The organism is Pseudoalteromonas sp. SIMBA_162 (genome assembly GCF_046535955.1).
Taxonomy (GTDB): domain Bacteria; phylum Pseudomonadota; class Gammaproteobacteria; order Enterobacterales; family Alteromonadaceae; genus Pseudoalteromonas; species Pseudoalteromonas marina.
The window spans coordinates 1-25,399 of the sequence record NZ_JAWJBQ010000022.1 but is presented as its reverse complement, the minus strand read 5'-3'; the positions used below and the strand labels follow the sequence as shown (position 1 = coordinate 25,399).

At 40.3% G+C, this 25,399-nt stretch carries 22 protein-coding genes; 12 read left to right on the top strand and 10 right to left on the bottom strand.

The features are described 5' to 3' along the window. The first annotated feature begins 158 nt into the window (after positions 1–158). Positions 159–359, top strand: a complete 201-nt coding sequence (arfA, locus tag R0J88_RS15320) for an alternative ribosome rescue factor ArfA (protein ID WP_006793520.1) — start codon at positions 159–161, stop codon at positions 357–359. 528 nt (positions 360–887) lie between these two features. Here the strand turns inward: arfA and R0J88_RS15315 are convergent. After that, a complete protein-coding gene (locus R0J88_RS15315) occupies positions 888–1,847 on the bottom strand; it encodes a helix-turn-helix domain-containing protein (protein ID WP_410900342.1) in 960 nt (319 codons plus the stop codon). 216 nt (positions 1,848–2,063) lie between these two features. Here R0J88_RS15315 and R0J88_RS15310 point away from each other — a divergent pair, with 216 nt between their 5' ends. Genes R0J88_RS15310 through eat form a run of 3 tightly spaced genes read left to right on the top strand, consistent with a single transcriptional unit; the run spans position 2,064 to position 5,789 of the window. Next, the gene (locus R0J88_RS15310; protein WP_410900341.1) at positions 2,064–3,467 is read left to right on the top strand and encodes an ethanolamine ammonia-lyase subunit EutB; all 1,404 of its coding nucleotides are present in this window, start codon (positions 2,064–2,066) and stop codon (positions 3,465–3,467) included. Next, a complete protein-coding gene (gene eutC, locus R0J88_RS15305; protein ID WP_410900340.1) occupies positions 3,467–4,333 on the top strand; it encodes an ethanolamine ammonia-lyase subunit EutC in 867 nt (288 codons plus the stop codon). Before R0J88_RS15310 ends, eutC begins: the two co-directional genes overlap by 1 nt. A gap of 52 nt (positions 4,334–4,385) precedes the next feature. Then, positions 4,386–5,789: an ethanolamine permease gene (gene eat / locus R0J88_RS15300; RefSeq protein ID WP_410900339.1), complete on the top strand. Its 1,404-nt coding sequence runs from the start codon at positions 4,386–4,388 to the stop codon at positions 5,787–5,789. A gap of 373 nt (positions 5,790–6,162) precedes the next feature. On the opposite strand, the gene R0J88_RS15295 is transcribed toward eat, so the two are convergent. The 3 genes from R0J88_RS15295 to R0J88_RS15285 form a co-directional block, all read right to left on the bottom strand. After that, a complete protein-coding gene (locus tag R0J88_RS15295; RefSeq protein WP_410900338.1) occupies positions 6,163–7,662 on the bottom strand; it encodes a phospholipase effector Tle1 domain-containing protein in 1,500 nt (499 codons plus the stop codon). A 111-nt stretch (positions 7,663–7,773) separates the two neighbouring features. Further along, positions 7,774–9,864, bottom strand: a complete 2,091-nt coding sequence (locus R0J88_RS15290; protein WP_410900337.1) for a cupric reductase — start codon at positions 9,862–9,864, stop codon at positions 7,774–7,776. Positions 9,865–10,000: 136 nt separating this feature from the next. After that, positions 10,001–11,305, bottom strand: coding sequence for an NAD(P)/FAD-dependent oxidoreductase (locus R0J88_RS15285; protein ID WP_410900336.1), 1,305 nt, complete (start codon positions 11,303–11,305; stop codon positions 10,001–10,003). A 237-nt stretch (positions 11,306–11,542) separates the two neighbouring features. Here R0J88_RS15285 and R0J88_RS15280 point away from each other — a divergent pair, with 237 nt between their 5' ends. From R0J88_RS15280 to R0J88_RS15265, 4 genes are all read left to right on the top strand, one after another. Continuing rightward, positions 11,543–13,471, top strand: a complete 1,929-nt coding sequence (locus R0J88_RS15280) for an ATP-dependent DNA helicase RecQ (RefSeq protein ID WP_410900335.1) — start codon at positions 11,543–11,545, stop codon at positions 13,469–13,471. Positions 13,472–13,588: 117 nt separating this feature from the next. Further along, entirely contained in the window at positions 13,589–14,662 is a 1,074-nt protein-coding gene (locus R0J88_RS15275) for a porin (RefSeq protein ID WP_039037250.1), read from the top strand. Positions 14,663–14,674: 12 nt separating this feature from the next. Beyond that, on the top strand, positions 14,675–15,082 hold the full coding sequence (locus R0J88_RS15270) for a substrate-binding domain-containing protein (protein WP_010556059.1): 408 nt from the start codon (positions 14,675–14,677) through the stop codon (positions 15,080–15,082). A gap of 140 nt (positions 15,083–15,222) precedes the next feature. Next, positions 15,223–15,531: a YkgJ family cysteine cluster protein gene (locus R0J88_RS15265; RefSeq protein WP_410900333.1), complete on the top strand. Its 309-nt coding sequence runs from the start codon at positions 15,223–15,225 to the stop codon at positions 15,529–15,531. 36 nt (positions 15,532–15,567) lie between these two features. Here the strand turns inward: R0J88_RS15265 and R0J88_RS15260 are convergent, their stop codons facing one another. Next, positions 15,568–16,932, bottom strand: coding sequence for a TrkH family potassium uptake protein (locus R0J88_RS15260; protein WP_410900332.1), 1,365 nt, complete (start codon positions 16,930–16,932; stop codon positions 15,568–15,570). 2 nt (positions 16,933–16,934) lie between these two features. Beyond that, on the bottom strand, positions 16,935–17,588 hold the full coding sequence (locus R0J88_RS15255) for a potassium channel family protein (RefSeq protein WP_410900331.1): 654 nt from the start codon (positions 17,586–17,588) through the stop codon (positions 16,935–16,937). Between the two features lie 282 nt (positions 17,589–17,870). Here R0J88_RS15255 and R0J88_RS15250 point away from each other — a divergent pair, with 282 nt between their 5' ends. After that, the gene (locus R0J88_RS15250; RefSeq protein WP_410900330.1) at positions 17,871–19,196 is read left to right on the top strand and encodes a DUF4118 domain-containing protein; all 1,326 of its coding nucleotides are present in this window, start codon (positions 17,871–17,873) and stop codon (positions 19,194–19,196) included. Beyond that, positions 19,189–19,857, top strand: coding sequence for a response regulator (locus R0J88_RS15245; RefSeq protein ID WP_008130878.1), 669 nt, complete (start codon positions 19,189–19,191; stop codon positions 19,855–19,857). Before R0J88_RS15250 ends, R0J88_RS15245 begins: the two co-directional genes overlap by 8 nt. Positions 19,858–20,011: 154 nt before the next feature. Here R0J88_RS15245 and R0J88_RS15240 read toward each other — a convergent pair whose 3' ends face one another. The 3 genes from R0J88_RS15240 to R0J88_RS15230 all read right to left on the bottom strand — a co-directional run bounded on the left by R0J88_RS15240 (position 20,012) and on the right by R0J88_RS15230 (position 22,381). Beyond that, the gene (locus tag R0J88_RS15240; RefSeq protein ID WP_410900329.1) at positions 20,012–20,629 is read right to left on the bottom strand and encodes a glutathione S-transferase family protein; all 618 of its coding nucleotides are present in this window, start codon (positions 20,627–20,629) and stop codon (positions 20,012–20,014) included. A 54-nt stretch (positions 20,630–20,683) separates the two neighbouring features. Continuing rightward, on the bottom strand, positions 20,684–21,712 hold the full coding sequence (locus R0J88_RS15235; RefSeq protein WP_410900328.1) for an NADP-dependent oxidoreductase: 1,029 nt from the start codon (positions 21,710–21,712) through the stop codon (positions 20,684–20,686). 180 nt (positions 21,713–21,892) lie between these two features. Then, a complete protein-coding gene (locus R0J88_RS15230) occupies positions 21,893–22,381 on the bottom strand; it encodes a GNAT family N-acetyltransferase (RefSeq protein WP_410900327.1) in 489 nt (162 codons plus the stop codon). A gap of 147 nt (positions 22,382–22,528) precedes the next feature. Here R0J88_RS15230 and R0J88_RS15225 point away from each other — a divergent pair, with 147 nt between their 5' ends. Then, positions 22,529–23,734, top strand: a complete 1,206-nt coding sequence (locus tag R0J88_RS15225) for an anhydro-N-acetylmuramic acid kinase (RefSeq protein WP_410900326.1) — start codon at positions 22,529–22,531, stop codon at positions 23,732–23,734. 20 nt (positions 23,735–23,754) lie between these two features. On the opposite strand, the gene R0J88_RS15220 is transcribed toward R0J88_RS15225, so the two are convergent. Then, the gene (locus R0J88_RS15220) at positions 23,755–24,240 is read right to left on the bottom strand and encodes a hypothetical protein (protein WP_410900325.1); all 486 of its coding nucleotides are present in this window, start codon (positions 24,238–24,240) and stop codon (positions 23,755–23,757) included. A 518-nt stretch (positions 24,241–24,758) separates the two neighbouring features. On the opposite strand from R0J88_RS15220, the gene R0J88_RS15215 reads away from it, so the two are divergent. Next, positions 24,759–25,244: a hypothetical protein gene (locus R0J88_RS15215; protein ID WP_410900324.1), complete on the top strand. Its 486-nt coding sequence runs from the start codon at positions 24,759–24,761 to the stop codon at positions 25,242–25,244. Positions 25,245–25,399: the final 155 nt, after the last annotated feature.

Here is a 25,399-nt window from a genome sequence, read left to right as displayed (position 1 = left end):
ACCTGTTACTAAGCGCAGTTATTTACTGCGCTTTTTTATGTTTATTTATTATGAAAAAAGAGCGTTGTGTAATGATAAAAACACTTGCAAGCTTGAAAATTAGGCATACAATCGCCACTTCTTAAGGTTCTTATTGTTATAAATAGTTAGGAAATAAAATGGCTAAAAAATCGAAAAGCAAAGCCGCAAATAATAGTGCGGTAGACACCGGCCGAGGTGTTATTAATCATAATGCGCTGGCGGCTTTAGTAACCTCTAAAGTGTTTAAACCTCAAGTGGTAAAAGCTAAAAAAGGCAAAGGCTCGTTTAAACGCAATAACAAACACGTAGGACGAGAGTCTTATTTAATCGCGGCTTAAATAGCACCGATCAAATAAGACTTTTAACTACCTACTTTTGCCGCAGCATGCGGGTAAGTGTGTTGTCTTTATCTATAATATGGTGCTTTGAGGCGCCTACGATATGTAAATTTAACGCAATAAGAAGTGCATTTGCTGTATGAGCTCTAGCCCGAACAAAGCACGTCTCAACCTTTTTGTAATTTATTGATCTTTATTAAAAATGCACAAAGAGAAGGGAATGAGGAGTAAATGAGAAGTGAAAGCTGTAGGCGCTAAGCTTGCTCGCGCAAGATGCTATTTATTTCTCTAAAAGCGAAGCATCTCAAACCTCTTTGTAATTTATTGATCTTTATTAAAAATGCACAAAGAGAAGTAAATGAGGAGCAAAAGCTGTAGGCGCTAAGCTTGCTCGCGCAAGATGCTATTTTTTTCTCTAAAAGCGAAGCGTTTCTAAACCTCTTTGTGAATAATGGGCTTTATTTACGCGCTATCGCTCGTCACACCAGCAAGCTGCGCGTCTACAAGATAATTTACCCGATCATAACTTTAGCGACCTTCCTTTAAAGTATTTGCGATGGTTTGTGATGGGTTCTCACCAAACAACTGAGTGTAATCTTTAGTAAATTGCCCCGCATGCCAAAATCCCCAGTTTGCAGCAATAACAGAAATTGGCTTAGTTTGCCCAACTACTTTAAGTTCACGCCTTACATTATTTAAACGTGTTAAGCGTAAAAATCGCAGCGGGTTAATACCTAAAATACTTTCAAAACTATACTGTAAAGTACGCCGACTTACATGCGTGAGTTCGCATAATTGTGTAATAGTCACTGTGCTTTGTGGATCAACTTTGATATGTGCTTTTACTTTGTCTACTACGGCTTTGCGATGCTTATAACTTGGCGCAATGTTGTGCTGCTGACTTTCAGTTTTTAATAAATTTAGCGCAAGCATGTAAAGCATTTCTTGTTGTAAATTGGCGTTTAAGCCATGGGCATCATGATTAACCATGCTGTTAATAATACTGCGCGCTCTGTTAAGAGTTGGGTTATTTACTGTGAGTCGCTCTGCGCCAAATGCATTCATGTTTTGTAAATTAATACCTTGCAGTTGCGCCATGCATTCAATTGATTGCCAGTTAATGACTACCCCATAAATATTAAACTTTTCAGGTGTTATTAATTCAAAATCGCTGTGACTACTGCGGCACATAAATTGGTTACTTAGAACATCTAAGCCATTAATTTTACTCTCGCACGATGTTTTAGGGATCCCCAACCAAATAGAGTCGTCGGCAATAACACATTGCTGGCGAAGCGCACGCTCTGTGTACTCTTCAAATACGTGAATATTAGAATGAGCAACGCCTTCAATACAACCAAAAAAGCCACCCTCACTGACTTGATCATACTTTTGTTGCCAATTGACGAGGTTACTTGCTTGCTCATCAATGTCGTGAGTATCCACTTTGCTCTTTTGTGGTGCGTTTGATAAATGCTGATGCGCCATTTTGGGTTTTCTCTTTATTTTTATATTGCTTATTAAGAAACTTTAACCGTTTATAAACTCTTTTAAGTTACTGAATTATTGTGAAAAAACCGATTTGCCAAAATTCGATAGTGCTTTGGTACGAATTAAGCTTTTAGTATTTAAATTAAACATAATTATAAATAGTGCTGCAGCAAAACCTGTACCAAGGTTTGAAAGAGTTAAATGAGGTAAAAAATGGGGCAAACGTATCGTTACACGCTTGGTACACAAACTTATAAATTTAGAGATTTAGCCCAGTTAATGGCTAAAGCAACCGTGCAGCGGTCGGGCGATAGGTTGGCAGGAGTTATTGCGCAGTCGGCGCAGGAACGAGCCGTAGCACAAATGACATTAGCAGAGGTGCCACTTAAAACATTTTTAAATGATGCGTTAATTCCTTACGAAGATGACGAAATAACACGCCTAATTATGGATGAGCACGATGCGAATGCATTTTTGACCATTTCACATTTAACGGTCGGAGATTTTCGTAATTGGCTATTGAGTGATTTTGCAACCCCAGCGGTACTGGCTAGCGTCAGGTCTGCTATAACTCCCGAAATGGCGGCAGCGGTTAGCAAAATTATGCGTAATCAAGATTTAATTTTAGTTGCTAAAAAGTGCCATGTAACCAGTGCATTTAGAAATACAATTGGTTTGCCAGGGCATTTATCTACCCGCTTACAGCCTAATCATCCAACCGATGATATTAACGGGATTGCGGCTAGTATGCTGGATGGCCTGCTTTACGGAAATGGTGACGCGGTAATAGGTATAAACCCTGCCACCGACAATGTTGCTCAAGCCATTAAGCTGATGACGCTTATGGACGATGTAATCCAAAAATATGAAATTCCAACACAAAGCTGCGTGCTTACCCATGTAACTAATACGATTGAGTGCATAGAAGCTGGCGCACCGGTTGATTTGGTTTTTCAGTCAATAGGCGGCACAGAGGCTACAAATTCAAGCTTTGGTTTTAATTTAAATACGTTAGCAGAGGCGCAAGACGCTGCGCTTAGCTTAAAACGAGGCACGGTTGGTAATAATGTAATGTATTTTGAAACCGGACAAGGCAGCTCGCTTTCGGCCAATGCGCACCATGGGCTTGATCAACAAACTTGTGAGGCGCGTGCTTATGCTGTGGCGCGAAAATTTAACCCTTTATTAGTTAATACCGTTGTGGGGTTTATTGGCCCAGAATACTTATTTGATGGTAAAGAAATTACCCGCGCAGGCCTTGAAGATCATTTTTGCGGTAAGTTACTCGGTATCCCTATGGGGTGCGACGTGTGTTACACCAATCATGCTGAAGCCGACCAAAACGACATGGACAATTTACTTACACTACTAGGTGTAGCGGGATGTTCATTTGTTATGGGTATTCCAGGCTCTGACGACATTATGCTTAACTACCAAACTACCTCGTTTCATGATGCGCTTTATGTGCGCAGAGTTTTAGGTTCAAGACCTGCCCCAGAGTTTGAGGCCTGGTTAAGCAAAATGAAAATAATGCAAAATGCTCAGGACATCATTTTAGCCAATACAATCCCAGAAGCGTTTGCCAAGCCGCTTAATGCAATAGCAGGGGGGAGCTAATGGGAAGTAATCCTAAAACCCTCAATGCAAACACTGATCATAAAAGTAATGGCAAGGTGGTACATAATCCGTGGAGCGATTTACGCCGCTTTACCGATGCCCGTATAGGCCTTGGTAGAGCGGGTATTAGTCTACCGACCTCAGAAATGCTGGCGTTTCAGTTATCTCATGCGCAAGCCCGGGATGCTGTTGGCTTTGCGCTTAATATTAACGAAATGTCATGCAGACTGAGCGATTTAAATCCAGCAGCACCTGTTTTGCATCTTCACAGTCAAGCGGATGATCGTACTACTTACTTACAACGTCCCGACTTAGGGCGTAAGTTAAACCAATCAAGTCGCACAGCATTAGCTAATTTTATGACAGAACAAAAGCAACACACTGAGTCTAAATATGATTTAGCTATTGTTGTGGCTGATGGGCTCTCTTCTTTGGCTGTTCAACAAAATACACAACCATTTATTAGCGAACTACTAGGACAGCTAGGCGAAAGTCAGCAATTAAAACTAGCGCCAATAACGTTAGTAGAGCAAGGGCGTGTAGCCATTGGCGATGATATTGGTGAGTTGTTAAATGCGCAAATAGTCATGGTACTTATAGGTGAGCGACCAGGGCTGAGTTCCCCAGATAGTTTGGGGCTTTATTTAACATGGGCGCCAAAAGCAGGGTTGAGCGATGCATGCAGAAATTGTATTTCAAATATTAGACCCGCTGGGTTGTCGTATGAAGAAGCCGCCCGCCGTACTGTGTATTTATTACGCGAAGCAAAAAAGCTCAAATTAACAGGCGTTAACCTAAAAGATCGAACACAAGACGATGTAATTGAACATCAACAACCTAATACCAACTTTTTAATTGCCAAATAATAAGCAATTAAAAAATCAAAACAATAAAAATCAAGCATCAACGGAGAGAACAATGTCGAACAAAAACTCAGAATACCTTGCCAAAAGGCAATTAAAAAGTGGCACTGCAGGTTGGTTACTGCTAGCCGGTTTGGGGGTGTCGTATGTCATATCGGGCGATTTTGCAGGTTGGAATTTTGGCATAGCTGAAGCTGGTTGGGGTGGGTTTGCCATTGCAGCAGTATTAATGGCTATTATGTATTTAACGTTGGTACTTTCGCTTGCTGAGATGTCGGCTGCTATTCCAGCCGCAGGTGGTGGATATAGCTTTGCCCGCCAAGCAATGGGTCCCGCTGGTGGCTATTTAACAGGCCTTGCCGTATTGATTGAATACGCGCTTGCGCCGGCTGCTATTGTTATATTTATTGGCTCTGCGGTAGAAGCATTAACTGGGTTTAATGGTCCATGGGTTTATGCGCTGTTTTACTTGGCATTTGTGGGCATTCACTTAGCGGGTGTAGGTGAGGCACTAAAAGTAATGATGGTAATAAGTGGTTTAGCGGTGCTTGCTATTGTTGCCACTGCGATTGCGCTCGTTACTAACTTTGACCCCTCAAATTTATTTGATGTAGCCGTAACCGATGCAGCAGGCGCAAGCGACTTTTTACCGCTTGGCTGGTATGGCGTGTGGGCTGCATTGCCATTTGCAATGTGGTTATTTTTAGCGGTTGAAGGTGTCCCACTTGCAGCAGAAGAAGCAAAAAATCCCGCTAAAGATGTGCCAAAAGGCATTATTGGAGCAATGGTATTTTTACTTTTCACTGCGTTATTAGTGGTTGTTTTAGTGCCTGGTGCCGCAGGTGCAAATGCAATGGGGGCCAGTGCAGTACCACTGGTAGATGCGCTTAATGCAACAGGCAATAGCAGCTTAGCTACGACGGTTAATATTTTAGGTTTAGCGGGCTTGGTGGCGTCTTTTTTCTCTATTATTTATGGTTACAGCCGTTTAGTGTTTGCCCTTTCTCGTGCGGGTTATTTACCACAATCTCTATCAATTACTACAGAGCGCAAAGTACCAGCGCGTGCGTTAATAGTACCTGCTATTTTTGGTTTTATTGCCTCACTAAGTGGTGAAGGTGACTTAATGCTAGCCATGGCAGTTGTTGGTGCTACGGTTTCTTACGCATTAATGGCATTAAGCCATATTATGCTGCGTATAAAGCAACCTGAATTAGTCCGCCCTTATAAAACGCCAGGCGGTGTTGTTACCTCGGGTATTGCACTTGTATTATCACTTGTTGCACTTACCGGTGTATATGCCTTTGACCCTCGCGCGTTTTTATACACCGTAATTTTATTTGCATTCGGAGCGGCGTATTATTTTGGATACAGTTCTAAGCGCTTAGTCGCTAAAACCGCAGATGAAGAGTTTGCCATGTTAGCTGATGCTGAAGCGGACTTAGCCGCCTCAAATTAAGTGGGTTATCACTTAGGTAAAAGCATTGCTTTTAAAACGCAAGGAAGCTGCGCGTCTTCGGAGGTCATTAAGCTCTGCTGTTAAGACTCGATGTAGGCGCGATGTTATATCGCGCTTGTAGATTTTAAACCCTTTAGTGATTTATTGATCTTTAATACAAAAATGCACAAAGAGAGAGGAGTAAACGAGCAGCCAAAGCAAATTAGTATAAGTTATCTGTATATGACCACCGAGTAAACCGAGGTGCTTCGCGCTACACATTGAAAACACCCTATCGTTTAGTCACTTCTCTAGGTATTCTTCTTCGCTTCTCGGTGGTTCCCAGTTAAAGCGTTGCTTTTAAACGCCATCAAGCTGCGCGTCTTCAGCCCATTTAACTTATGCGGCTTACTTTTACTTTTATTTTTCCTGCATTGGCCCCATAAAAGCGGCTTAAGTCATTGGCGAAAGGACTAAATTCACCTGATTTAGTAATAGTCACCGTAGCGCCATTAGCTATTTTAAATAAAAATTCTTCGTTATTATTAATTGCGCCAACTAATGAGAACCACTGAGCATCTGGAAGTCGCCTGAATGGTTCAAGTAATGCCATTGGAATTTCTTTAACGCCTAATTGCACGTCATCTCGATGCCATCCCTTAGGTGTACACTTTATGCCGTCGTCAAACCAATGTTGATCAGGGTAGGGAGTAAAGCGATAAGTTGCACCTTGCTCAAGCATTAAGCCCGTTTTGTTATAAAACTCACTGGCGAATACCACCACATCTTGGCTTTGGCCAATACTTAATACGCTCATATTTTGGTTAGCAAGCGTAATGTGCGCACTTAAGCCGGTAAAACTTAAGGTGCTGTTGTCACTGTAGCTAACGTTGTATGACTGCTTTTTAAGTGACTCTGGACGGTAGCTGGTGAGCTTATTAATTCGTGTAGCTACACTGTGGTGAACTAATGGCTTAATATTACTCGCTTCGTTGTCCACCAGCACAAAGCACTCTCTATCTACCAGCTTAAAGAACGAGTTTAACCAAAAGTAATTTTGCTGGTGGCTCAGTGCAAGTGAGTCGGGGATAACAGTGAGATCGTCTTGTGCAATTAAATTACTATCTGGAAGAAGAGTTTTGTAGTTAATATCGTGACTTGTTAACAATGAAATAGCTAACGGCTGCTCAATAATCCACTCAAGTGCATAACGTAAGCAAATATCAGCTAAACCATCACGGTAGTATCCACCGCCAATGTCTGAATGCGCGCCTGCAAACCACAGTTCAGTAATGTTATTTTGATGGTTCATCAGCGTAGGCTCAAACGCACGGCGTTTTTCATCAAGTGCCACGCAGTGCAGTGCTTGGGAAATATTATTAGCAATGGTGTGGTTTTCAAAAATAACGTGCTCGGCGCCGCGTGTAGCTTTACTCACTTTTGATAAACCAATTGAGGCCACGGTATCAAATACACATACGTACACATTATTACTAATCAAAGGTTCCAGAATTTTTGCAAAACGTCTAGCGAGAGCGCCACCTCGGCTAAAACCGGTAAGTAAAAGGGTATCGCCTAGTTGGTAATACGCTTTAAAATCACTCATGGCTTGATTTAAAATACTGGCAACATCGTCACCACGTGGCGCTAGAGTTTGGTTTAAAATACGTTTTAAGCGGCTACCTTTAGTGCCAATACCTTGATAATAAAAGCTAAGCTGGTTTGTAAATGGAGTGGTGGGGGAGTCATCGAGTTTGCCGCCTAATAATAAATGCAGCTTAAGAATATTAGAAATACTACTGTCTTCTTTAAAGTGGTCTGAGCTAAATTGCTCTGCATCGCGAGGCTCATTTCCTGTGCCATCAAAATTAAAAATTAGCGTTTTACCCGTCATAGCCCTAATCCTTTAATTGTTTTAAATACTCTACACAGGGAATGTTAAATATTAAAGACATTAATTTTTCAAATAGCACGCTAAGTGGCGTTAGCGTGCTTTGCGGGTTATTTAGTGATTATCAAACATATAATGATTTAGCTCTGTGCCCTGGGCAGGCTTAAGCGCTGGGTTTAGCTGAATTAACTGCTGATAAATCGCAGGGTAAAACATTTTTAATCTGGCAACGCGGGCTAAGTGGTTTGGCTCAAATTTTTCCACAAGCTGCAAAGCTAAAGGAATCATTGGGGTTAACTCACCTTTTGTATAACTTTGCTCTAGTGCTAAGTCGAGTATATCTACACCAAGCTTACTGGGAACAGTCGGTATTTTATTATCAATTAAAAATTGCACTATATCGTTTGAGGCAAATATTGCCTGTATGTATACGTCGCGGCCAAACATGTCGGTAATCGAAAAATCAAAACCAGCTTGTTTTAGCTTTTGCCAATGCTCAAGCGGAAAACGACTTAATCTTGCTAAATCACTTGGTGGCTTAGGTTCAATTCGGCTTTCCCAGATCGTTATAAAGTCACGAGGCTCTAATAGCAGTAATGTAAAAAGTGTATCAGTTTCTGTTTGAGTTAATGGTGTACTAAGGCTGTACTCATAAGCTTTTTGGTAATTTTCTTTTGACAAATATTCGCTGAAATCGCTATGACTTCTATCGTTTGAAAGCTGATTACTTAGCATACTCCACCAGTAATTAACTAATACGGGGTCTTGTTCTTGCAAAACATATTCGAAGTTATTACCGTGCTCTTTTTTTACCTCTAGCACCGTATTATATGCTTGCATAGTAGAGTGTAATTGCTCAGTATCACTTAACTGCTGCTGTAATAGTTCACAGTTTTGCCTATTATTATCTAGATCTTTCTTTTGTTGCTTCAAATTTACTAAAAAGCGTGCAACATCAGAATTATCGGGGTCACTCACTTGAGGCATTGTGGTGTTGTCTATTTTACCAATAGAATTAAAGTAAGCATATTGCTCAGGGTTTTTCTGCGCATTAATATAGGCGCCTTGCTGGTAAATAAAGTCACTTACAAAAAAAACGCCTTTGTTATTTGGATCGTCATTAGCATTACCGCTATGAGCTTTATAGCCCTGCTCTGTAAGGTAGTTTAACATTTGAGTATGCTTTGCATCTAAAGGGGCTAGCGTTAAGTTACCACTTTTAGGCAGGTTTACTATTGCAACATCTAAACCCGTAAATAAGCCTGGCTGATTGGTTGGTGTTACGCCTAGTTGTTGTAATGCTTTTACAAGCGGTAAATTAAACTGGCTTACGGCAATATCAGCTACGTTATACAAAACAGATTTTTCTTCGTATAGCGGCATAGCATTCAGTGCCGGCACCTGCTTTATAAGCGCAAGAATATACTCATTAGGAATGTTGTTTTTAATCGCAGTAGCCACTTCATTTACTGTAAATTGGTTAGATGAAATTGCCTGCTCAAACTCTTTTGGAGTAAATTTATTTGCATTAAGTACAAACAATGTAGCCGGGGAAATAACCTCACTGCCCTCAAGTTTAATAAACGTTTTAGAGTAAGTGGTAAATGTATCAGTGTTGTTTAATAAAGCATAAAGGGTTTCTTTTTGTACATTTTCATCAAGCGGTACGCTCATAGAAAGCCCTGGAGGGCTATGCTTATTATCTCCAAGCTGTTGAATCATTTCTTTTACTTTATCATTGGTGAAACCTTTAATTGCCTCAATGCCTTGCCAATTAGCTAACTCGTTTAAAGAGCTAGTAATATTAAGCTGCTGTTTTTGCTCTGCAACTATGGCATCTCTTAAAAGGGCAATGTATTGACGCTTATAGATTTCTGATAGGTTTGCATACTTTAAAAGCGTAGGGACCAACGTCCCTTTTTTAAGCTCAATTACAAAAAATGAAACAAGCGATTGGTTTAAATTATTTATTTTTATATGTTGTTGCTGTGATTGATCTCTGCAAAGGCGAATATCTTTTTTTAGATCTATGACTATTCGTAGCGGTGTGCCTTCTGCGGGCTGCTTTTTATTAACTAAATTAGGCTCAGTGACATTAGGTGCAGCCACGTTGTTCTGCTCTACAGCTGCTGTGTTAGGCTGGGTTTTAAATAAATATACTGCCAAAGCCGCTATAATTATAAGTCCGATAAGTAGCTTTTTCATAACCGCCAATCCCTTGATGTTATTAAAATATTCTCACATCGTACTACTTTAGGTACGCAAAGTGCAAAAAAGCTTTAAGAGAGAATACTTATTAACTGTTAAAGCTTTTTGTGGTGTTGTGAGCCGACTTAATTTATTAGTGCAATTTCATTTTAGGGCGCACAACACGTAGTACCTTTTCGCTTATCCATAATGCAAAGGTTTTTGCGCTACCGTGTATGGCGCGCTGGTGCATACGATACAGCGAGATATACATAAAGCGGGCTATTTTACCTTCAATAAAAAAGGTGTTGCTGGTTAAGTTACCCATTAAATTACCTACCGTGCTGTAGCGCGATAAGTTAACGAGAGAGCCGTGGTCGCTGTATTTAAACTCGCTTAGCGGCTGGTGTTTAAGTGTTGCAATAAGATTTTTTTCAACACATTGTGCCATTTGATGGGCCGATTGCGCGCGTGGCGGTACAAGTTTTCCGTCTTCTTGGTTAAAGGCGCAGCAATCGCCAAGTACAAAAATACTTTCATCTACGGTGCTTTGTAAGAACTTGTTTACTTGAATTTGGTTGCTGCGAGTAAGCTCAAAAACACCTAAGTCTTTAATAAAATCTGGCGCTTTTACGCCTGCCGCCCATACCATAATATCGGCATCTATGTGTTCTTCGTCTTTTGTTATAAAGCCTTGCTCGGTGGCTTCTTTTACTTGGGTTTGTTCTAGCACGTTTACACCCAACTTTAACAGCTCGCGTTTAGCGCTTACGGCAATTCGCTCGGGCAGAGCAGGTAAAATACGTGGGCCCGCTTCAATTAAATGAATGTGTAAACGTTTAGACGACATGTTTGTTAGGCCGTAAAGCTTTAGTAATTCAGACAAGTGATACAGCTCTGCCGAGAGCTCAACTCCGGTTGCACCGCCGCCCACAATAGCAATATCAAGAGATTGTTGCTGGTTGTCGTCTTGATGAAGGCGGGTAAAGCTATCGAGCAAAGAATGTTGAAAACGCTCAGCTTGCTGGTTTGAATCTAAAAAGTAGCAATGCTCTTTTATGCCTGGAGTATTAAAGTCGTTACTTACACTGCCAATAGCAATAACAAGGTGGTCATAGCGTACTGTGCGTTTGGGCAAAATAGTGTGGCCAAGTTCGTCAAAAAGTGGTGCGAGAGTGATTGTTTTATTACTTTGGTCGATATTACAAAAGGTACCAAGTTGGAAATTATAATGATGTTTTGCGGCATGGGCAGAGTAAACTACGCCATCTAAATCGGGGTCAATAGAGCCTGTGGCTACTTCGTGCAGTAACGGTTTCCATATGTGGGTGCGGTTTTTGTCTATTAGTAGAATTTCTGCGTGTTTTTTCTTTCCTAGTTTATGCCCTAATTGAGTTGCAAGCTCTAATCCGCCAGCGCCGCCGCCAATAACGACGATTTTAGGAGTGGTTATGTTCATGACTATGCCCTTAAAAATAATATACCCAAGCAATCTGTTTTATTATTTTTAAAATGACTTGGGTATCGAAAATTATTTTGGCAAAGCTCACTTTTATGGGGCTATAGTGTGCGCCTAAATAATGGATATGTCAGCAGTAAATCACCTAATTTACGGTATACTAACTTGCAAATACTTCATCTAGGCTGCATTTTTCTGTTATAGCCCTGTGTTATCAACGCCAAAAAGGACATTTTTATGAATACGCCGCTTTTACAATCACTTGAGCAACATTTTGGTTTTAATCAGTTTAGAGCAGGGCAGCAGCAAACTATAGAGCAGCTTTTAAATGGGCAATCGTCCCTTGCTATATTCCCTACAGGATCGGGTAAGTCGTTATGTTATCAGCTAACGGCTATGCATTTAGAAAACTTAACGTTAGTGGTGTCGCCATTACTAGCCTTAATGAAAGATCAAATTAGTTTTTTAAATAGCAAAGGTATTTACGCGGCAAGCCTTGATTCTAGCCAAGACCAAATGCAAAGCAGCACCGTAATGAACGATGTGCGAAATGGTAAAATTAAAGTGTTAATGGTGTCGGTAGAGCGCTTTAAAAACGAGCGATTTAGAGAGTTTATAAGCCAAGTTGCGCTGTCTATGCTGGTGGTAGATGAGGCGCACTGTATATCTGAATGGGGCCATAACTTCAGACCTGACTACTTAAAACTACCGCGATATCGCGAAGAGCTAAATATTCCACTAGTACTATTGCTTACCGCCACCGCCACTAAAAAAGTAAAACGCGACATGAGCGAGCGTTTTAATATTGCCCCTGAGTGCATTGTACAAACAGGCTTTTACCGCGCTAACCTCGATTTAAGCGTGCTAAGTGTAAAAACGGCTGATAAAAACACCGAACTTACAAACATAGTGCGTGCGCAAAATGGCCCAGGTATTGTGTATGTGACACTGCAGCAAAGTGCTGAGCAAGTGGCTAACACGCTAAGTGCGCAAGGTATTCAGGCGGTTGCGTATCATGCAGGGCTTGAAGATACACTCCGGTGGCAAATTCAAGATGATTTTATGGCGGGTAAAATTAATGTAGTTGTAGCAACTATAGCCTTTGGTATGGGCGTTGATAAATCAGACATTCGCTTTGTTATACATTACGATTTACCAAAATCGATTGAAAACTACAGCCAAGAAATTGGCCGCGCAGGGCGCGATGGCAACCCATCAAACTGCTACACGCTTGCTAATTTAGATGGCCTAAACACAGTAGAAAACTTTGTATATGGCGACACCCCTGAGCTGAGTGGCATTGAATATGTAATTAACGATATTCGCCAAGCCCAACAGCAATGGGAAATGCAAGAATACAGCCTTTCAAGCGAAAGTAATATTCGCCAATTAGCACTTAAAACATTACTGGTTCAACTTGAAATGCAAGGCGCAATTACGCCGCAGTACGCCTATTATGCCGATTTTAAATACAAGTTTTTGGTTGATAAAAACGAGCTACTTAGCCAGTTTGACGAGCAGCGCCAAGCCTTTTTAACGCAAATATTTAGCCATACCGATTTTAAAAAAATATGGGGCACGCTCAATTTTGACACCCTTACCCAAGCCGCGCAGGTTGACCGTAAACGGGTTGTGGCCGCGCTTGACTACCTAGCCGAAAAAAACCTTATAACGCTTGAAACCAAACGCATTACCCAAGTATATAAAGTGCATAGTGAAGTTATAAATAACCCTGAACTTGCAAAACAATTACACAGCTATTTTAGCGATAAAGAACAAGCCGAGATTAAACGAATAGCCGCATTGGTGCGCTTTTTTGAGCTACAAACTTGCCTGAGTTATAACTTAGCGCGCTACTTTGACGACCAAAATGCGCCAGTGCAATGCGGCCATTGCAGTGTATGCCGTGGTAATGCTGTAAAATTAGAATACTCATTAGCGCCTGTAACTATTAATGATGACGTTATTTATCAAAAGGTAGATGAGTTTTTGGCGCATATGGCCACAAAGGGAGTTCATAACGTGGGTGTTGAAACCCAGTGCCGTTTTTTAGCGGGTATGAGCGTGCCATTGTTTGCTCGTAATAAGGTACGCCAACTCAGCGGATTTGCGCTTTGTGAGCAACAGCGGTATAGCGATATAAAAGCCACACTGCTTGGCAGATAGCCATTAAAGTAATGATCAAACCTGCATAATTATAAAAAATGTTAAATTTTTGTTTGTTTTTTCAGCGTTTAACTATACTCAACATGACTATTAAGGTCATATAAAACGAGGTGAACGATGAAACTGCAAAAATTGATGCTGTTAGGAGTGTTTATTTCAGGGACTAGTTACGCTGAAATTAATATTTCAGGCTTTGCAAGTATTAACGCGGGTAAAGTACTCAGTGGAAGTGGTGTGCCGCAATATGGTGTTGAGCCAACCTTTTTGGCTGACTACCCTAATGTGAGTGGCTACACAGAAGACTTATCTTTCTCTCCAGAGTCGTTAATTGGTATACAAGTGTCGGGGGATCTTGGTGAGGGCTTATCTGTCACAGGTCAAATTGTTGCCCGAGGTGTAAATGATTTTGATGCTAATTTTGAGTGGGCATATATTTCGTACGAAATAAATGATAATTGGACGGTTCAAGCGGGTAAAAAACGTTTGCCTCTTTTTTATTACTCAGATTTTTTTGACGTAGGTTACGCATATGTGTGGATGCGTGCACCAGCCGACAATTATACATGGCAAGTATTTAACTATGAGGGCATAAACCTTCTCTATTCTGGCTCGATTGGAGAATGGGGTGTGTCTGCTAATGTGTATGCTGGTAAAGAAGATGATGACGACAACAAACTGCTATCAGACTTTTTCTTTCAAGAGCCTACCCGAGAAATTTGGGAAGATATGCTAGGTGGTGTACTTTCGTTAAGCCATGATTGGCTTGAACTGAGAGTAACGCATATGCAATACACTAATAAACGCTTTCGTTCTGGAGAGCCGGTTTTATGGGATGGAAAAGATAGCCGTGATGGCAAATTCTATGGCTTAGCTGCCAATTTTGATTTTGGCGACTTTTTTGTACTAAGCGAACTTAACCGTTTAGATCTAGACGGAAACCTAGACACTTATATGATCAGTGCAGGGTATAGGTTTGATGCAATTACGCCTTATGTGATGTTTTCAGATTTTGAGCAAGAAGGTGAGGGAGATACTGAAAGCCATAATACCTTTGCGGTGGGGGTTCGTTGGGATTTTCATCCTTCGGCGGCACTCAAAATGCAGTACGACAGGGTAAAAGATGATTCATTCGAGTTAGCGGTAGCGGGTGATAGTAAAGCAATCACGCTTGGTGTTGATGTTGTATTTTAAGGGGAATTAAAAATGAAAAAATTAATGTTATGTGTACTGTTTTTGTTTAGCAATGTTGCCTTTGCTGATTTTGCTATTATTGTACATCCTTCAAACGAGAGTAGTTTTGATGAGTCCGTCATTAGTCGAATTTATACAGGAAAAGAAAAGTCGTTTAGTAATGGCAATACGATCATTCCAATATCACAAGATTCAAAAAATCCGACTACGGAGCAGTTTAACAGTAAACTGCTTAATAAAAGTGCTTCGCAGTTAAGAGCCTATTGGTCAAAGCTTATTTTTACGGGAAAAGGAACACCACCCAAAGAGCTAGAAAATGACTCAGAGGTGATCAAAATGGTTGCAGCTAACCCAAATACGATTGGGTTTGTTTCGGCATCTGCCGTGTCTGATGATGTGAAGGTGGTATTAAACTTTTAATTTAAAATTAAAGGCCAACAATAAAGCGTGTTAGCGAGTAGCACGCTTTTTATTATTCTATTTATTCACCATTAAAATTAACTAGCGCGTTTAGCCAGCTCGTGTATCCTACTTAGTGTGTTTCTTTTATTTAAGCCACTATGCCTAACACTGTTATTCCAAGTAAAACTATTTCCTCTACACCTGAGCCCGTAACCTGCGCTAACTGCCAAGCGTGTTGTTGCCAATTAGAAGTGCGCATAGTAACCGACACCGGTGTGCCTTTTCAGTATATTGATTATGACAAGTGGGGCAGCGAAGTAATGAAACGCGGCTATGATGGTTGGTGCCAAGCTCTCGACCGCAATACGCTAATGTGTACCATTTATGACAACCGCCCACTTACTTGCCGTGAGTTTGAAATGGCCTCGAACGAGTGTATTACAGAGCGCGAAATAGCCGGTATTTAAAAATACGGACTAACTAATAAACCCGCGTTTGTGTTTTTAACCAATAGAGAGTTGTGCGCTTGGGTACCTTAGTTTTTTACTTCGTGGACTTGCTAAAAAGTAGGCGAGAGTGAGCGGGCCTATTCTACCCATAAACATTAAAAACATAATGATAAACTCCCCCAGCGGTGATAACGATGACGTTAAACCGCGTGAAAGTCCTACTGTCCCCAGTGCTGATACCGCTTCAAAAGCAATATCTAAAAAAGCTGCATCTTCAACGACAAGTAATGTAAAAATAGCCAACCATGTGACTCCCGCTGAAATAACGGTTAAGGCTAATGCTTTATATACAGAATCATTGTCTATTTCTCGGCGTAACACGGTGACGCCTTTGTCACGTCTTAAGTAGCTATAGGTTGCTAAAATTAAAACGATAAACGTAACGACTTTAATGCCACTTGCGGTACTTAAAGAGCCGCCACCAATAAACATAAGCATCATAGTTAAAGCGGTGCTGGCATTTTTTAATTCTTCAATAGCAATGGTATTGAATCCCGCAGTACGGGGAGTGACAGCTTGAAACCAAGCAGCTAACCATTTACCTACTTCAGACAGTGGTTGCAGTGTTTTTGGATTATCGTATTCAATCGCGTAAATAAGCAATAATGCAATGACGTTAATAATAACAGTGCTGATCAGCATTAATTTACTGTAGGGACTGAGCTTTGCCCAACGCTTTGATTTATATAAATCCATTAATACGGTAAAGCCCAGGCCGCCAATAATAAACAAACAGGTAATAGTTAAATTTACAATGGGGTCTTCTACATAGTGCATTAAACTATTGGGGCTTAATGCAAACCCTGCGTTATTAAAAGCGCTAATGGTATAAAAAAGAGCATGAAAAAAGCTTTTTTGTAAACCCATTTCAGGTAGCCAATACAGCGTTAAAATAATAATGCCTACAGATTCTACGATTAGTGAAAACAGCAAAACAGACTTAGCGGTATTGACCAAAGTCGATGTATCTGTTTGATTAAAAGCAGCTTTGGTGACTGTTTTTTGAATAAAGCCAACTTTATTACCCAGTGCCATTAAGGTTACAACCGCAAAGGTCATTAAACCTAGACCACCTAGTTGAATTAATAGTGCAATAACGCCTTGTCCAAAAGGAGTAAACACTGAACCAGTATCGACAACAACTAATCCAGTTACAGTCACCGCGGAGGTTGCTGTAAACGCACTTTGTATCCAGGAAATAGGCTCATAGGTTGCAAAAGGCAGTTTTAACGCCAATGCCCCTAGCGTTATTAATATTAAAAAACTACAACAGAGAACAAGCGGTGGAGCCGCATTGAGTTTTTTATGCCCACTGAGTTTGCGCTCAATAGGTGTTTTGAGAGGGTGCCATAAAACCATAATTATAAAAGCCTTGGTGCAAGATAATTTAGTTCGACTCGATTACCTGATAACAGTAAAGTATCGTCGGTATGTAACTCAAAGTCGTCATTAAGTTTGACAAACGTTTGCTTGGTGCGCTTAACCAATAGAGGGTCTACAGTGCCTTTTATTTCTTTAAGTAAATGCCCTAGTTTTGTTTTATGTAAGTGCGCCTTTATACTTACTTCAACAACGTATAAGCCATTGCCTAAGGAAATATAGTCGTTTACTACAGGGTAATTAAGCGCTTGTGCAACGCGCACCCCCATTTCTTCTTCAGGATGAATAATGCGTGTTACACCTAATTTAGAGATAATAGTGTGATGGGCTTTAGTACTCGCTTTTACCCATATTTGCTCAACAGCTAAGTTTTTTAATGCAAGTGTGCACAGAATGCTCGATTGCATGTCTTCTCCAATCGCGACTAAAACAGCCTGACTACTCGCTAAATCAAGCTCTTTAAGTGCGGCTTCATCGGTGGAGTCGCAAACAACGGTTTCAGATAAATGCTCAACATATTTTTCAGCTAGTTTTGGGTTACTATCAACCCCTGTGACTGTATGCCCTAAATGAATTAATTCAAGGCTTGCTGCAATGCCAAAACGACCTAACCCGATCACTGTAAAATGTGCCATGTTGATACCTAAATTAAAGTTAAAAGAGAGAAGTGGTAAAGAGCCATTTGGTCAATAAACAGTTAATACAAAGGCTGTACGCTTCACTGTTTTTATCCAACCTGACATACCTATTATTCCTTTTGCTGAAGTTAGAATATGAGTTATTGAAGTAACAATGTAGGTAGGTGTTAAAAGCTTTATAAAGATTTAACGAATCAGATAAAAAACTTTATAAAAACTTTATAGAGGCAATATCAAAAAGGCAGTAATCTAGGTGTTCAAATGTTAGAGGAATAATTAATGTATCAGGCAGAGGCTAAACCACGTTGGTATAACGCATTGTTTTTGGCAGTTATAATGCCATTAATTGTGGTTATTGCCATTTACCCTGTACGTAATTGGTTTACTACCACCGATATCGTGATGCTTCAGTTATTGTGGGTGACTTGGGTTGCTGTGCGCAGTAATCGTCGTCTTGCCATACTAACCACCTTAGTGAGTGTGGCGTGTACAGATTGGTTTTTTGTTGCCCCTAATTTTACTTTTCATATTGAAAACATAGAATATTTAGTAACCTTCATGGTTATGTTGATTGTTGGCTTTGTGATCAGCCAATTGGCAGGCGAGCTCAGTACTAAAGTTAGGGATGTGCAATTACATGCAAGTAATAGTCGCACCTTGTACGAACTGGCCAAAGACTTAAACAGCCTAGATACGCTGGATGAACAAAAAAAGTACTTTGTGCAGCGCATTAGTAAGCATTTAAACGCAAGTTGTACTTTTACACCTGTAGCATCGCAAGGCAATAGTGAATTTATATTGCTTAGTGAAGTTAACCCTAGCTGGGGCGGGTTTAATTTTACTAAACGGTTAACGCAAGGGCAAAAATCCTTTGCTGACACCGCTATTTCGCTTCTTTATCAGGTACATGAAAAAACATTATTACGCCAACAGTCGGCTGCTATTTCGGTGCAAGCGGAATTAGAGCGCGCTAAAAATGCACTTTTACGCAGTTTGTCTCACGATTTACGTACACCACTGGCAACCATTATGGGCGCATCGAGCATGCTTGCAGATGATGAGATTACCCTCAGTGACATCGTGATAAAAGAGCAAGCGAGTAATATTTATGAGCAAAGTAAAATACTAAATGAGCACTTTGATAAAGTAATGGAGTTAAGCCGAGTTAATAAAATGGGTGAAAACCTAAGTTGGCAAACAATAAACTTACAAGCACTACTTAGTGAAGCTAAAGCTAGAAGGCAGCAGCAACTCACTGATTTTGTCATAAATACCAATATAGACGCCCAGACAACATGCGAAGGGGATGTGACTTTGTTAGAAATTGCGCTGGCTAATATGCTCGAAAATGCATGGCGTTATGGTGATAAAAAGGTGAGCGTAGAATTTACGCGACGTACTCATCAGCAAAAGGTAGGCTATCAGTTACTTCTAACTAATAACTTGGTAATTAATGGGCAAACCAGTAGCGATGAAGGCGTTGGATTAGGCAGTATTATTTGTGATGTGGTTGCTAAATTTCACCAGGGCACATTTACATTAACAATTGATAAAGAAAAAAATATGGCGTACGCAGAGTTAATCTGGGAAAAAAGTAATGACTAAAATCTTGATATTAGAAGATTCTCCCCCTCTACAAAGCTTTTTAAAAACCTTGTTGCAAGCCAGTGGTTACGAACTAAGTATTTGTGATAAAGGGTTAGATGGTTTTGCACGTTTAAGTGAGCAAAGTTACGATCTTGTATTGTTAGACTTAGGCCTGTTAGACATGGATGGTCAAGACTGGTTAATTGAGTTTAGACAATGGAGTGCCTTACCTGTTTTAGTACTATCAGCTCGAGATGGCGAAGTAGAAAAAGTCACAGCGCTTGATAATGGAGCAAATGACTATATTACTAAACCGTTTAGCGCGAATGAGTTGCTAGCCCGAATTCGGGTTTTATTACGCACCCAAAGCCAACCGAGTGTGGCATTTACCTGCGGGAATATAAAAATAGATCCGCAAAAGCACAGTGTTACTGCTTCTGGAGGTGAGGTAAAACTCACTAAAAAAGAGTACGCAATACTCTTATTGCTGTTTCAGAATAAAAATAAAGTACTCACCCATAATGCAATCTTAAGCCATATTTGGGGGGCGCAGTATGTAGAGCGACCTGAATATGTGCGAGTCCATGTGGCACAGCTCAGACAAAAACTAGAGGCTAACCCTGCGAGTCCAAAATATATTTTAACTGAACCGGCCGTGGGTTATCGATTGGTTGACTAAAAATGAGAACTTTAGAGTTTTACTCTACAGCACAATTATCCAGATAAATTATTTTTAATTGAATTTTAATACGCTTGAGCAAATTAGTGTAAATAAAATAGAGCAACAAAAATGTTTGCTATGACTGTGTTTCCACAGTCATAGGCGTATAAAATTAGTCGTATTTAGCTTCTAGCTCATTAGCCGTATGAAACTTCTCGTGGCTTTGTAATTGCTCGTCGTATTTTACTAGGTTTTTAAAGTGACCTAGCTGGCCTGAGTTTTTAACAATTTCAACAATAAACGACATCATAAAATCGGCGCCGGTTAGGGTGTCGCCAACTAAATAACGTTTACCTTCTAAACGGTCGTTAAAGTAGCTAATTACTTTAGCGGTTTCGGCGTCGGCGTAGCCTTCTAAAAATTGTGTTTTAGCGCCATCTTTAACCACAAACATTTTAAGTAGTAGCGGTAAAATGGCAGAGCTTTCAGCAAAGTGCAGCCATTGTTGGTAATCAACGTAGTCAGCGGTGCCAGCCTTTGGTGCAAACTTTCCGTTACCGTATTTAGTAATTAAGTAATCAGTAATAGCGCCAGATTCGGTAACAATTAAACCATCGTCTTCAATAACCGGCGACTTACCGAGTTGGTGAACTTGCTTTAGCTCATCAGGGGCTAAAAATGTGTCTTTGTTACGTTGATAAGCAACAATTTCGTAATTAACTTCTAGTTCTTCTAAAAGCCAAATAATACGTTTAGAACGCGATTTATTTAAATGGTGTAGTTTTATCATGTCAGTCCTTGTTGGCGTTGCTGGTTGCAGCAACGCTGTGTTTATATATTTTAGTTAAAGTGCATCGTTGATTTTAACAACGGTTTTACCAAAGTTTTTACCGCTGATCATACCGTTAAATGCGCTTACAGTGTTTTCAATACCTTCTACCATGTGCTCGCGGTATTGTACTTTGCCATCCTGCAGCCACTTTTGCATGTCTTGGGCAAATTCATCGTAGCGGTGACCGTAGTCGTCAAAAATTATAAAGCCTTGCATTTTAATACGTTTAGTAAGCAACTGCCCCATTAGCATACCCATACGATCAGGGCCTTCAGGTAAGCTTGTGGCGTTATACTGCGATACTAAACCACACAGCGGTACACGAGCTGCGGTATTAAGTAATGGTAATACGGCATCAAACACTTTACCGCCCACATTTTCGTAATAAACATCTATACCGTTATCACATGCTTTTTCTAGCTGCTCTGCAAAGTCATCGGCTTTGTGATCAATACAGGCATCAAAACCAAGCTTTTCAACGGCATGGGCACATTTTTCGCTGCCACCGGCAACGCCTACCACTTTACAGCCTTTAATTTTAGCTATTTGGCCAACGGTTGCACCAACTGGCCCCGTTGCTGCAGCTACGACTACCGTTTCGCCTTCTTTAGGCGCGCCAATATCAAGTAGGCCCATATACGCCGTAAAGCCCGGCATACCCATAATGCCTAGCGCGTACGAAGGATTAGCAGGCTCTTTGCCTAATTGCATAAGGCCTTCGCCATTACTAATGGCGTAACTTTGCCAACCTGTGTAGGCAAGTACCCACTCGCCTTCGCTAAATTTATCGTTTTTAGACTCTTCTACTTGGCACACGGTAGCGCCAACCATTACGTCACCCACGTTTACCGGATCGGCGTACGACTTTGCGTCGCTCATGCGGCCACGCATGTATGGGTCAAGTGATAAGTAAATAGTGCGCAGCAGTACCTCGCCATCTTTAAGGGCTGGTAAATCGACTGTTTTAAGCTCAAAGTTTTTATCGGTTGGAGCACCGTGTGGGCGTGATGCTAAAGTAAGTTGACGACTAGTTGTAGACATAAAATTCTCCTTTTGGATATGAACCCACTTAACGAATGTGTATGCGTTTAATAACCCGATTGTCATAAACAATAATGCGCGCTAAGTAGTATAAATATGTACAAATTTGTACTTTATAACAAGAGTTTTGGGCGAGGGGCTGTTAATTCAACCTTAAGCGGAGTAATTATTCTAAACAGATTATTTGAGCTTGCTAAAAATATGGCTATTGTAAAATGCGCCATTTTTATAAATGGCTTGGTTAAGAACGGCCTCGGCCTTAAAACCACATTTAGTCAGTGCCTTTATAGAACCAGTATTACCATCAAATACGGCGCCAAAAATACGGTTTAGGTTTGAGCTTTTAAATGCGTCATCGCAAATTTTTGTAATAGCGTGAGTCATTACTCCTTGCCCCCAAAAGTCACTATTAAGCCAATAGCCTATTTCGCCACTGCGGCTATACTCGAACTCTCCGGGCGTTATGCCTATACACCCCGCAAATTCCTCATCTACAACAATGGCCTTAACTATTCCACTTTTAGAACCTTGACTTATCCACCAGTCGGCGTCGGCTTGAGTATACGGAAATGGAATTTTAGACGATAAAAAGCGCGTAACCTGTTCATCATTTAAGGTATTAATAATGTGTGGCGCGTCTTGTGGTTTAAAGTCTCTTAGGGTGATCATTGTTTAAATTAAGTATAGGGTGAGTACGGTTTAACTTAGCAAGCAATTAGAGATAGCACAATCACAAAGATTAACCACTTACGCCTATAACTTTGTTTTAAAGTACTCTAATATAAGCAAAATATAATACTGTTTAAGATACCTTTTATGCACCCACACATAGCCGCCCTATATAATAGTGCCCAAAAGCCAAGCCGTTTAATTGTAGGTTTAATGAGTGGTACCTCGTTAGATGGGCTCGATGTAGCGCTGTGTAAGGTAAGCGGCGCGGGCTTAAACACACATATTGAAATATTAAATTTTATCACCGTTGAATATAGCGACGATTATAAAACTAAAATAAAGCAGGTATTTGCCAAACGAGAGTGCGATTTAGAACTAGTAACCTTATTGCACCCGTGGGTAGGTAAGCTCCATGGCAATATGGTTAATCAGTGCTTAAAAGCGTGGCAAGTGGACCCTAGTACAATTGATGTTATAGCCAGCCACGGGCAAACAATTTACCACTGCCCACAGTCGCAACATAATCATAAAAGCTTTACTAATGGCACGTTACAAATTGGCGACAGCGACCAAATAGCCGTTACTACCGGCATTACAACCATTGGCGATTTTAGGCAAAAGCACATAGCCGCAGGAGGCGAAGGTGCCCCCCTTGCGGTATATGGCGATTACTTGTTTTTTTCAAGCCTTGTTGAAAACCGTATTTTACTTAACATGGGTGGTATAGCTAACTTAACTTTTTTACCCAAAAGCGGTGATGCAAACAGTGTATTTAGCTCTGATATTGGCCCGGGTAATACAATAATGGATGCCTACGTACAAAAATATTTTGAGGGGATGCATTTTGACGACGGTGCAAAAATAGCAAAAGCAGGGAAAGTAAATATGCCTTTACTTCATGCATTATGCGCAGATGACTTTTTTAATTTAAGCATGCCCAAAACAACAGGGCCAGAAGTGTTTAATTTAGCGTATTTAAAAGCGGCTCAAGGACTCACCAATACGCTTGACTTAACTCACCACGATGTAATGGCAACACTCAATGCATTTAGTGCTAATGTAATAAGCGATGCAATAAAACAGTGTGCTAAACACGAGGCAAATTGTGTGGTGTATGCCAGTGGTGGTGGAATACATAACCCACTATTAATGGAGCAGCTTTTAACACTTTGCCCAGAAGTTAAAGCGTTTAAAAACACACAGGTACTAGGAATAGATCCCGATGCTAAAGAAGCCGTGTTATTTGCTATTTTAGCCAACGAATGCCTAGCAGGTGAGCAGCAACACCTTAATAATACCGCGCAAGGTATTGCGGGAGTGACTATGGGAAAAATAAGTTTTCCCGACTAACCGCTATTGATAAAAGCGTTTTAAAACAATGATAAAAAGGTCGAGCCTACCCCAGCAAAATACCGGCGAAAACCGTGTGGTTTTGAATGCTCGATATTTACAAGTGGCGCGTTATAGCCGCCCTCAAATGCGTTAATGTTCATATCAAACTGAAGGCTATTTTTTAATGTAGCGTATTTTCCGTGCAACATAAGCTGCATTACAAAACATTGGCTATGGGTAATTTTGTTTAAAGTAAGGTTAACGTAACCACGCTCTAAATCTGCTTGCGTAATAACGCTCTCAGTAAAATACTGAGCGCCACGGGCACTTGGATGTGTTGCGCTCAGCGAAATAACATCACCTTCATTTACAGCATCTGGCAAATCGCATTGCAATGTAATTGCATGAAGCGCATTAGCTTGTAGCGAAAGGTTTTCGTATTCCATGGTGTGGCTCATAGCCGCAGACATCGGATCATCAAGTGATTGCAGTGCAAATGTTAGTTGCACTAAAGGTGTGGTCATTTACTTCGTCTTCTAGATTATAAAAAATACAGTTTGAGTTTAAATTATCGCCTACTTAGATTGCAGTTTTATGACAAATTGCACTTAATCGGATAATCGCTGCATTTTGATCAAAAAAGATCGTTATAGGGTTTTCATTGAATTTAGGTGACGTTTGTTGTGAAAGTAGGTGAAACTTGCGATCCAGCCTAAGAGAGTATAAATAGTGCTTATAAATATTGTGGGGTAAGCATGTAGGCAGCAATATAATTTATATACGCAGAGCGAGTTTTCATTTTCAATTCTATGAATTTTAGCTGTATATATACAGCCATAGTACGGTCGCTCGCATAGTCAATAAAACGACCCCGTTGCTCGTTTTATACTATGAAGAAAAGCGATCACTGAAGGATTTTAATAACGCTGGCAATTAGTTGGCAAGTTTGTTACTAATAAACAAACAAGAAAAACGAGCTCCGCCGTGGTAGAAAAACGCGCGATTCGCTCGCTATAAACATGTTAGCTGTACTAGGTGAAATTTGAGCCCATATTTTGAAATCAGTTTAACCCCCAACATTGATTACTTTTTGTGGGTGTTACCTGTTTTATTTTTGCTTGTAGCTTTTGTTAGATTGCCAGCCGCCTCTGATCTTGTATTAAGCATGGTTAAGATTTCACGAAATTGGCTTTTAACAATTTTTGGATTGATTTTTTTCATTGCATTGTTTGGTACATACTCAGAGCTACAACAAGATATTGATGTTAAAAAACAGATGGATTCGGGTGAGTTTTCACTTGTATCTGGTTGTATTCAAAACTATCGTCTAGACGAAGTTAAGGGAAATACAGCAACATTCGAAGTGAAAGAGGTCGAGTTTTCTTATAATAGCTATACAAGAACACCTTTTTTCTATGAAAAAGAGTTACCAGGTAAAGTTATAAAAAATGGTAATTGCCTAGAAATTAGCTACTTAACAATAGCTAAAGAAAACAAAATCATAAAAATCGTACAGCTAACAAAGTAATTAAACAAAGGACACAAAACAGCAGGCTTGTGCTCCTTCGTCGCCAATTTTAGCCTGCTATTTTGTGCCGTTTATTACGGCGTTATATAACTATCAGGATCGAGTAGTGACCAAATTCATTTTTATAATTAGCATTATTTTAATAGCTTTTGGGC